The sequence below is a fragment of the Saccharicrinis sp. 156 genome (assembly GCF_050589685.1).
In the GTDB taxonomy this organism is placed as follows: domain Bacteria; phylum Bacteroidota; class Bacteroidia; order Bacteroidales; family Marinilabiliaceae; genus Saccharicrinis.
This window is the reverse complement of the sequence record NZ_JBNGOS010000041.1, coordinates 47,431-57,943: the sequence shown is the minus strand read 5'-3', so window position 1 is coordinate 57,943 and position 10,513 is coordinate 47,431. Positions and strand designations below refer to the sequence as shown.

The 10,513-nt window shown below is 39.6% G+C and carries 8 protein-coding genes; 6 read left to right on the top strand and 2 right to left on the bottom strand.

All coding sequences use genetic code 11. The features are described 5' to 3' along the window. Positions 1 to 471: 471 nt before the first annotated feature. Both ACRD64_RS21000 and ACRD64_RS20995 read left to right on the top strand, forming a co-directional pair. Positions 472 to 1,170 carry an aspartate/glutamate racemase family protein gene (locus tag ACRD64_RS21000; protein ID WP_430935753.1) on the top strand — a complete coding sequence of 233 codons (699 nt, stop codon included), beginning with the start codon at positions 472 to 474 and terminating at the stop codon, positions 1,168 to 1,170. A gap of 70 nt (positions 1,171 to 1,240) precedes the next feature. Then, positions 1,241 to 1,594 carry an SDR family NAD(P)-dependent oxidoreductase gene (locus ACRD64_RS20995; protein ID WP_430935751.1) on the top strand — a complete coding sequence of 118 codons (354 nt, stop codon included), beginning with the start codon at positions 1,241 to 1,243 and terminating at the stop codon, positions 1,592 to 1,594. 226 nt (positions 1,595 to 1,820) lie between these two features. On the opposite strand, the gene ACRD64_RS20990 is transcribed toward ACRD64_RS20995, so the two are convergent. Beyond that, positions 1,821 to 3,227 carry a DUF3078 domain-containing protein gene (locus ACRD64_RS20990; RefSeq protein ID WP_430935749.1) on the bottom strand — a complete coding sequence of 469 codons (1,407 nt, stop codon included), beginning with the start codon at positions 3,225 to 3,227 and terminating at the stop codon, positions 1,821 to 1,823. Positions 3,228 to 3,378: 151 nt separating this feature from the next. Beyond that, a complete protein-coding gene (locus ACRD64_RS20985; protein ID WP_430935747.1) occupies positions 3,379 to 3,831 on the bottom strand; it encodes a methionine-R-sulfoxide reductase in 453 nt (150 codons plus the stop codon). A gap of 311 nt (positions 3,832 to 4,142) precedes the next feature. Here ACRD64_RS20985 and ACRD64_RS20980 point away from each other — a divergent pair, with 311 nt between their 5' ends. The 4 genes from ACRD64_RS20980 to ACRD64_RS20965 all read left to right on the top strand — a co-directional run bounded on the left by ACRD64_RS20980 (position 4,143) and on the right by ACRD64_RS20965 (position 10,170). Further along, entirely contained in the window at positions 4,143 to 5,015 is an 873-nt protein-coding gene (locus tag ACRD64_RS20980) for an electron transfer flavoprotein subunit beta/FixA family protein (protein ID WP_430935745.1), read from the top strand. A 108-nt stretch (positions 5,016 to 5,123) separates the two neighbouring features. After that, positions 5,124 to 6,143, top strand: coding sequence for an electron transfer flavoprotein subunit alpha/FixB family protein (locus ACRD64_RS20975; protein WP_430935743.1), 1,020 nt, complete (start codon positions 5,124 to 5,126; stop codon positions 6,141 to 6,143). A gap of 95 nt (positions 6,144 to 6,238) precedes the next feature. Next, positions 6,239 to 7,945, top strand: a complete 1,707-nt coding sequence (locus ACRD64_RS20970) for an acyl-CoA dehydrogenase family protein (protein ID WP_430935741.1) — start codon at positions 6,239 to 6,241, stop codon at positions 7,943 to 7,945. A 905-nt stretch (positions 7,946 to 8,850) separates the two neighbouring features. Continuing rightward, positions 8,851 to 10,170 carry a cysteate synthase gene (locus ACRD64_RS20965; protein ID WP_430935739.1) on the top strand — a complete coding sequence of 440 codons (1,320 nt, stop codon included), beginning with the start codon at positions 8,851 to 8,853 and terminating at the stop codon, positions 10,168 to 10,170. The last annotated feature ends 343 nt before the right edge of the window (positions 10,171 to 10,513 follow it).

Here is a 10,513-nt window from a genome sequence, read left to right as displayed (position 1 = left end):
AGTCCGTCTGTGTATGTGTTTTTGTACCAATAGGTTCCCTTAAGTTAACGGCTATGGATTACTTTCGGGAGCATCGTCCTGGTGAGTTGAGTGATGCAACGAAGTGTCTTGTTTTAAAGTAATTTCAATGTGTAATATCATTTGTAATTCTGTGGTTTTTTAACCTAAGTTTTCAGACCTGTCTTCGTGATGACGAAAAGTTAATGAGCTTTATGAAATCGCCAAATAATACCTTGTTGACTATGTTATTTTGCCTAATGCACATTTTTTATGGATACAAGGGATGATTAAAACCACCGGATTGGATGAGGGATTAACTCCAATAAGTCGGGGAGTTTTGCTGCCTCTTTGATAGGTTATGTAATAAACCTATTCGGAAGAAAATAAATAGTATTTTTGTTAGAATACTTTGGCCTGTTATATTAATGCTTTACGTTTAATGATATTCAGGTTAATTAAAAGAATGAGATAATGAGAACGCTTGGCCTAATAGGAGGAACATCATGGCATTCCACCATTGAATATTACAGGTATATTAATCAACGTGTTAATAACTATTTTGGAAATAATACGAATCCCCCTTTGTTGGTGTTCACTTTAAACCAGGCACTGATACACAAATATCAAATAGCATCCAATTGGGAAGGGATTGCAGAACTGTTGATAGAAGCAGCAAGAAAACTGGAAAATGCAGGAGCCGAGAAACTAATGTTTTGTGCCAATACGCCACATAAGGTATATCATATGGTGGAACCCAAAATTCATACTTCCATCATACACATTGCTGATGCAACTGCCAAAGAAATAAAATCGAAAGGAATTAATAGGGTCTGTTTTTTAGGGACCAGGTATTCTATGCTTGAAACATTTATAACCAATAGAATAGCAAAAAATAATATTCAGGTTTATACTCCCCAAAAGAATTTTGTTGTGGATGAATTGCATCGAATAATTCAAAAAGAATTAACTTTTGGTAAAATTCTTCCTGAATCTAAAGATTATGTGACCAAAGTTATTCAGTCATTTATTGATATGGGTGTTGAAGGGGTCGTTTTGGGATGCACTGAATTCCCATTAATGATTAGAAAGGCTGATTTGAAAATTCCTGTTTTTAATACAACTGAAATTCACGCAAAAGCAGGCGTAGATTTTATTCTTAAAGAACAATAATTCTCCCTACCTGTTGTAGATTATGTTAGCCGGAATAAAAATCTTTGTTTTAACAATATTTCGTACTATCATGAAACAAAAAATAATTATTACCGGAGCAAGCGGAGGATTTGGGTTTTTGACAAGCAAGGCGCTTGTGGATAAAGGACATGAAGTAGTGGGTACAATGCGATCTACCTCAGGCAAAAATGAAACAGTTGCCAATGATCTTAAATCAATCGGGGTACAATTGGTTGATATGGACGTTACCGATGAGGTCAGTGTAAACAAGGGAATTGGAAAAGCTTTGGAGAGCAACCCCGAACAGAAACCTCAACTTGTGGCAGATGCCATAGCCAACCTGCTGGAATTGCCCTACGGTGAAAAACCCATGCGAACCGTAGTAGATAAGATTGGCCTGCAACCTTTCATATGGAATAGATAGAATTAGAAAGCCGCTATCAAACATTCTTGACAGCGGCTTTCAATCTTTAACCAAACCTAACCCTAAACTATGAGAAAATTTAAGTTCTTCAATATTTTGTCGAGCATTGCTCTGTTAATATCTTTTGATGATGCTTACAAATATATATGGCATTTTTTTATTTGCAAAGGAAAAGCTAAAAATAATTGTTAAAAATTATTAATTGCCTGATAAAATTGATAAACGCCTAGAATTTGTAGTTAAAGTTGATTGAGAAGTTCTCTTTGAACTGAACTTTTTTATCTGCTTCATTCGTAAAATACCTTAGCTGCGTATTTATTCTGGTCGATAAAAACCTGTTTATTCTCATATCAAATGTCAACTCCCAGTCAACTTGTGTTAGTGCGTCCTCTCCGGCATAACCCACAAATGCTTCCAGCTGCGACTTCAGGTTTAATTCAGTTGATATTTTCCAGTTGAGGTTGTTCACTAAAGATGCTCCGGTATTGTATGCTGCATGTTTGTCTTCATTAACGTTGTACGTTGTTGGGTCAACCTTTTTATTGTCCTTCACGTAAGTGATTTTAGAAGTTATCGGAGACAACAGCAGTGTAAAATTTTTATTGGGCTTATAATCCATACCGATAGCAAAGGTAAAGTAGGCTGGAGACATAAATCCGGAGATAATGGTTTCGCGGTTTTTAGTCTTAAAACCATTGAAAAACTGCGTCTTGAAATCGAATACCCCACTATAGTACCATTTCTTTGAAGCCCTGATTCCATATTTACTGTTGGCAGTTATCTGATCGGTATTGATCTGGGTTTCGTAACTCTCGGTACCAATCACACCTATTTTATGACGCCCATAATTCTCCCACTCTATTTTACCTTTCTCATAGTTGGCCTTGAGCAATAAGTCGCTTTGTAAGGCTATAGAGTTTTCCCCACCCTTGGCCCAGTTTTCCAAATACGCCTGGGAAAATTGGATGCTCTCCGTACCGCTTAGTGTCCAGGGGCCGTTATTCTTAGTTCGCTTATCTAATTTATCCGGCGAATTTATTTTTTCTGTCAGTAACCCAGCTATACCTTCCCTGGCCGAACGTCTGCTAAGTTGTTTTCGGTCGGTAATCAGCCTATGTGGTTCAGGTATGGTTTTCCAAACGTGCTTAACCAGTTTCGGGTGTTCGATAAAAATTTCCTCGTTCTTTTTTTGGGTACTGAAAATCGGCCCTAATGCAATATTGCAATTGTTTCCATCCTCCAAAATACTTAAATAACCTTTATGGGAATATAATAATTGTTCTTTTACCAGAGTGGGCTTATATTTAATATTCATATCTGTATTTGGATAGAATTTTAGGCTCATCACATAATCCTTGTATTCCCTGTAGTCGGGATTAATGGTTAAAATCTGATTCTTGGCAAAACGAGCAGAATCAACAATAAAAAATTTATGGTTTAAATTTAACGAACTCCAATATTCGCTTTGCTTTTTAATGGTATCGCTTAAGTTCCCAACATTTTTGATGTTCTCGATGGCAATGCAGAAGCCTTGTTCAAGTGTTTGAGCTCTATTATGCTGGGAGCCAATTGAAAATAAAACGACAGTTATGGATATGATTAAGTTTGACTGGAGATGACGGGAAAACTTCATTGTGAAAATACAGCGTTATTTATTAGTAAATCGTTGACAAGTTTGGATTAAATGAATATGAAATCCAAAACTTGTTTACGAAAAATCGTGCCAATGAGTGCAAAAATAAACTGTTTTTTTACTTATTTGAAAAAGTAAGGCGGATTAATTTCTACTTTTTGTGCTTTGGGTTTGACTTATCTTCATCCGGCATAAAAATTAACGATATTGAGTTAACGCAATGGCGGGTGTTTTTGGGCGTAAACCCTTCGTTTAAAAAAACGTGGCCCAGGTGCCCTTTGCAATGGTTGCAAATTATCTCTGTTCTTCTACCGTCAGCATCCGGAACTCTTTTTACAGCTCCTTTTATTTCGTCATCAAAACTGGGCCAGCCGCAATTCGAATCAAATTTATCGTCGGAATAATAAAGTGGAGCTTCACATTGTTTACAAATATAGGTTCCCTTTTTTTTGTTATCGGTGTACTTTCCTGTGTAGGGCATTTCTGTGCCCTTGTTTAATATGACGCTTTTTTCTTCCGGCGAGAGTTTGTTGTAGACTTTTTTCTGTCCTTCCATATTGAGTAATACTGAGCTGGTTAGTATAATGAATAACAATTTTCTCATGTCGATGGCGTTTTGGCGTGTTTTTTCTACCTGTAAAACAGCAGTTTCTTAGATTTTGTTTAAATAAATGTGATTTGGTTGCGATTTCCATTGCTTTTTCTAAATTTGTTTGCTATTCCAACCTGAACCATTCGTAATTTATATTTAAATGGAGTTCAGGTTCTGTCCCGACATAGATGAAGTGAATAGCGTTGGAAAAGATTTTTACGGAATTTCTGTCGTCCCGCTAACTATTAGGGGGTACAGACTTAACTTTTGGAATAATTTGGACTGAAGAAAAAAAATTTATCACCTATAAAATCAGTATAAAAATGGGATTAAAGATTATTGTCCTTGCCAAGCAGGTCCCCGACACCAGAAACGTTGGGAAAGATGCTATGAAGGCAGATGGAACGGTAAACCGTGCCGCATTGCCGGCTATTTTCAACCCTGAAGATTTAAATGCGTTGGAACAAGCCCTGCGGTTGAAAGATCGTTACGAAGGATCGGAGGTTACTATTTTGACGATGGGGCCGGGGCGAGCAGCCGACGTAATCCGCGAAGGATTGTACCGTGGCGCCGATAAAGGCTATTTGCTAACCGACAGGGCATTTGCCGGTTCAGATACATTAGCCACTTCTTACGCAATTTCTTGCGCTATCAAAAAAATGAAGGGCTTCGATATTATTATAGCTGGTCGTCAGGCCATTGACGGAGATACCGCCCAGGTTGGACCTCAAGTGGCAGAAAAACTACACTTGCCGCAAATTACTTATGCCGAGCACGTGAACTCCGCAGAAAATGGAAAAATATCCGTGTTGCGAAGGTTGGAAAGAGGAGTAGAAACAGTAGAAGCTCCCCTGCCTTGTGTTATTACAGTAAATGCTTCGGCTCCCGATTGTCGTCCGCGAAACGCAAAAAGGGTAATGAAGTATAAACATGCCAAAACGGTTACCGAAACACAAGATCAAAGCGAAGACTACATCGATTTAACAAATGATCGTCCATACCTGGTTATTGAGGAGTGGAGCGTGAACGATATCGAAACCGACACCAAATGGTTAGGTCTTACCGGTTCTCCTACCAAAGTAAAGAAAATTGAAAACGTAGTGTTCCAGGCCAAGGAATCAAAACGTATTTCTAATAACGAGGAGGAATTGGAAGAGCTGATTGTGGAACTTATTGAAAATCATACGATCGGATAAGTAAAATCTTTGTTTAACAAAAATCAATTTTGATGGGATGGAGATAAGATTGTCTAATAATCTAATTGTCTCTACCGATTGTCTCAAATTGATCTTGATCAATTAATAATGGGTAACGTATTTGTAATTTGCGAAATAGAAGAAGGTAAGATAGCTGATGTTAGTCTCGAGCTGCTAACTAAAGGCCGTTCACTTGCCAACGACCTGGACTGCAAGCTGGAAGCAGTTGTGTTGGGTCACAATTTAAAAGGAATCGAAAAAAAGGTTTATCCTTTTGGTGTAGATGTGTTGCATGTAGGTGATGATAAACGACTTGAAATTTATACCACACTGCCATTTACATCAATTATAGTAGACCTTTTTAAGCAGGAAAAACCAGAGATTTGCTTGTTGGGTGCATCCACCTTGGGTCGTGATTTAGGTCCTCGTGTTTCATCCGCACTGCAAAGTGGATTGACTGCCGACTGTACAGCTTTGGAGATTGGAGATCATACCGATAAAAAAGCGGGTAAGGATTATAAGAATCTGTTATACCAGATTCGTCCTGCTTTTGGGGGAAATATTGTAGCAACTATCATCAACCCCGACTGCCGTCCACAAATGGCTACGGTGCGTGAGGGTGTGATGAAAATGGAAGTGTACAATGAAGCACACAAGGGCAAAGTAAAAAATATTGACGTTGATAAAATCCTTAAGCCGGAAGAATTGGTGGTGAAGGTAATTGAGCGTCATATGGAGAAATCAAAAGTTAATATTAAGAACTCGTCCATTATAATCGCCGGTGGTTACGGAATGGGTTCTAAAGAAGGGTTTGATCAGTTATTTCAATTGGCAGAAGTGTTGAGTGCTGAAGTAGGTGCATCCAGGGCGGCAGTAGATGCGGGATATGCCGACCATGAGCGTCAGATCGGGCAAACAGGAGTCACCGTACGTCCTAAACTGTATATCGCCTGCGGTATCTCAGGACAGATTCAGCACACAGCGGGTATGGAAGAGTCGTCGATGGTGATTGCCATCAATAACGATTCTAATGCACCAATCAACAAAATTGCCGATTATGTGATTAATGGCGATGTGAACGAAATCGTTCCCAAATTGATTAAATTATATAAAAAGAATACTAAGTAGAAATTAGGATATAGGTGTTTGTGCATGAATGATAGATGTTTTTGTTACATCGTGTAAATCAGTCTTACATCTTGATACTATAAAAATATTAAGTAATGGCTAATTTTTTTACAGATAACCCCGATTTGAAATTCCATCTGACACACCCGTTAATGGAAAAAATTGTGGCATTGAAGGAGCGTAATTTTGCCGACAAAGATAAGTTTGATTACGCACCTATGGATTTTGAAGATGCCATGGACAGCTACGAAAAGGTGTTGGAGATTGTTGGTGAGATTTGTGGTGACATCGTAGCTCCTAACGCTGAAAGTGTAGACCAGGAAGGTCCAAAGATTGTGAATAACGAAGTGATATATGCCAAAGGAACGCAGGAAAACCTGGAAGCTTTGGTTGAGGCAGGTTTAATGGGAATTACGCTTCCCCGTAAATACGAAGGATTGAATTTCCCGATTGTGCCTTATATCATGGCTGCCGATATTGTTTCGCGGGCCGATGCCGGTTTTGTGAACATATGGGGACTGCAGGATTGTGCGGAGACCATCAACGAATTTGCCAGTGAAGAGCAAAAGCAAAAATATTTGCCGCGTATTTCAAATGGCGAAACCGCAGCCATGGACTTAACCGAACCTGATGCAGGTTCCGATTTGCAAGCGGTTCAGTTAAAAGCCACTTTTAACGAAGAAGATGGGAGATGGTACCTGAACGGTGTAAAACGTTTTATCACCAATGGAGACGGACATGTATCCCTGGTGCTGGCACGTTCAGAGGACGCTACGCAAGATGGCCGCGGGTTGTCCATGTTTATTTACGATAGAAACGAAAAAGCGGTCATCGTTCGTCGTATCGAAAACAAGATGGGTATCAAAGGATCGCCAACTTGTGAACTGGTGTTTAAGAATGCGCCGGCAGAGCTGGTGGGTTCCCGAAAAATGGGACTCATCAAGTACGTGATGGCCCTGATGAACGGGGCCCGGTTAGGTATTGGAGCACAGTCTATAGGGATTTCCGAAGCCGCTTACCGCGAAGGATTGGAGTATGCTAATGAGCGTAAACAGTTTGGCAAGTCTATCATCCAATTTCCGGCAGTATACGAAATGCTTTCTACCATGAAAGCCAAATTGGATGCTTCACGTACATTGTTGTATGAGACATCGCGCATGGTGGACATGTACAAAACGTATATGCACATTAGCGAGGAGCGTAAGTTAGAGCCCGAGGAACGTAAAGAAATGAAGCGATACCAGAAGATGGCCGACTTCTTTACGCCACTGTTAAAAGGTATGACCAGTGAGTATAGCAACCAATTGGCTTACGATTCACTTCAAATACATGGAGGTTCCGGTTTTATGAAGGATTACCCCATCGAACGTATCTATCGTGATGCCCGTATTACTTCAATCTACGAGGGGACTACTCAGTTACAGGTGGTTGCTGCAATACGTGGAGTAACAACGGGTGGTTATTTAGATAGGATCCGGGAATATGAGGCCATGGAGCTTCGCCCCGAATTGCATGGATACCGTCGTACATTAATTGGCATGACAGAGGAATATGTGCATGCAGTAAAAACGGTGGTTGAGGTGAAAGATAATGAGTATATCGATTTCCATGCGCGCCGTTTGGTTGAAATGGCCGGGCATATTGTAATGGGTTACCTGTTGTTATTGGATACTCAACGTGATGAGAAGTTTAAGTCATCCACCGAGATTTATATAAAAATGGGTAAGTCCGAAAACCAAGCCAGGGCAGAGTTTATTCATAGCTTCGCTTTGGATGATTTAGGTGCTTACAAGCATATGTAGGATATAAAATTCTTGTTATAAAATAAGGCTGGATCGTTTGATCCGGCCTTATTTGATTAAACCCGCAATATGCATTAGAAATTCTATTACACATTGAAATTGTTTCAAAACAAGACACTCCGCTGCTTCACTTCAACTCACCATAACGATGCTATGCCTCGTTTCAGTAAAGCCTTGTTTTATTGCACTTTCAATGTTCACGACGAAGTTCTAATGCATAATCCGGGTTAAACAGTGACTTTCCCCGAATATTATCCGAGATCTGTTATTAGGAATTCTTCAAATTCCTTAAGGTCAGAAAACGAAAGCTTAGCCGATGGCTATTGTGATCGAAAATCTTACCTTGCTTTGATGAAACAATATGCAAATATTCCTGATCGAATTGGCATTTAGGTGCAACCTATTGGCAATTTTGGGATTATTATTTTTGGGCAGGATATTAAGGGTAAGGAAATAATTCAACTTTCTTAATGTTATAACTCCGATGAACTTGTTGTTTCAGAATCAACTAATTCCATTAACACTTTAATTTGTGCGGGTCGTCCACCGCAAAACGACACGAAGGAGTGTTGTAGAAACAACCCAGGGCATCGGGCTATAGAGCCAGGGGTCATTCAAAATTTCCCCAAAGGGGATAGAGTTATAATTTATACACTAACAATTCTTCCTAATGATAAAATATGCAAGCCATGGAAAAATAGAATGGTGTTCCTATTTATTTTCTTTCTTTGTAACCCCGCTCTCCAATTTGTCGTAATAGTATTGGTAACAAATGTGCATGCCAAACTTTTCGGAAAGGCATAAAATTTGTTAAAAAAATCCTACATAATTAAGCAACTTTTTTAAATAAAACTTTACCAAGCCGCAGAAAACATATACTTTTGCAATACAAATATCATTAGTTTATGACAAAGCAAATAGAGCCTACTTCATATGTGTTGGAGTCAGTTAAAACCGGTAAGCAATTTAAGGATAAGGGCTGGACTCTGGAGTCGGCATGTGAGAAGGAGCCTACTTTAATTAGGGCAATTTATGAGAAAAAGCAAATTGATGTTAAAGATGCATCATATGGCATCTTTCGTTTTGCAGACTGGTTGCCTGTTCATAAAATGCTGGAAGGGTCTTCCGCCCCCATCACCTATAAGAGTGAAGGATTGGCCAAACATCTTGGTCTAAGCAATCTTTATATTACATTTAGCGGTTACTGGCCCGAAAGAGGTGCCAACTTCAGGACCTGCTCATTCAAGGAAACCGAAGCTTATGCTGTTGGCGGACGTTTGAGTTCCGATAATGGAGACGTTTTGGTTGTAGCTTCGGCGGGTAATACCGCCCGTGCTTTTGCCCGTGTTTGTTCCGACAATAATATTCCATTACTGCTTTGTGTGCCCGAGGATAATATCAATGCACTATGGTTCGATGAGCCTATAAAGAGTCATGTTAAGCTAGTGGTTACCCGATCAGGAAGTGATTATTTTGACGCGATTCACTTATCTAACCTGGCCTGTGAAATAGATGGATACATTGCCGAGGGAGGTGCAAAGAATGTTGCCCGAAGAGATGGTATGGGTACAACTACGTTATCCGCTGTTACCACAATAGGACGTATTCCTGATTATTATTTTCAGGCTGTAGGTAGTGGAACAGGTGCAATTGCAGCTTGGGAAGCCAATTTGCGATTGTTGGAAGATGGGCGTTTTGGCACCAACTTTATGAAATTGATGGTTTCCCAAAATACCCCTTTCGTACCGATTCACGATGCATGGAAAGCAGATTCGAGAGCGATGCTTCCGTTAGATGATAATGTGGCTCGCAGGCAAGTGGAAGAAATTGACGCCAAAGTGTTGTCGAATCGTAAACCTCCTTATCCTATATGTGGCGGCCTATACGATGCGATGAAGGAAGCCGGTGGTGATGTGTTGTGTGCAACCAATCAAGAGGCACTGGAAGCAGCCCGCATCTTTAAAGATACGGAAGGCAACGATATTCATCCGGCAGCAGCCGTAGCAACGGCAACGTTGATGAATGCAGTTAAGGATGGGGTTGTGAAAAAAGATGATTGTATTATGCTGAACATTACTGGTGGAGGTGAAGAGCGTTTTAAAAACGAAAAAGATATCATTTATCTTGAACCGGATTATGTGTTCGACATTAATCCTTCAGTCCGTGAGGTAGAGGAGGTGCTTGTCACGGTATTTGAGTCTGAGTACTATGCCATGTATATCTAAACTAAATTTTTTATTCTTGATTTTTCAGAAGGAATTCAAATATTGAAGGTATTCGAAGAAGGATACTACCTATCGAATTATTGTATAAAGCATAATAAAGGGAGCAGGGTTTACTTTGCTCCCTTTATTATGCATTCTTTTAAACCCGCAATAGCATTAGAAAATCTATTACACATTGAAATTGTTTCAAAACAAGACACTCCGCTGCTTCACTTCAACTCACCATAACGATGCTATGCCTCGTTTCAGTAAAGCCTTGTTTTATTGCACTTTCAATGTTCACAACGAAGTTCTAATGCATAATCCGGGTTAAGCCATTATTCTTTTTTATCTTCTGACAGCA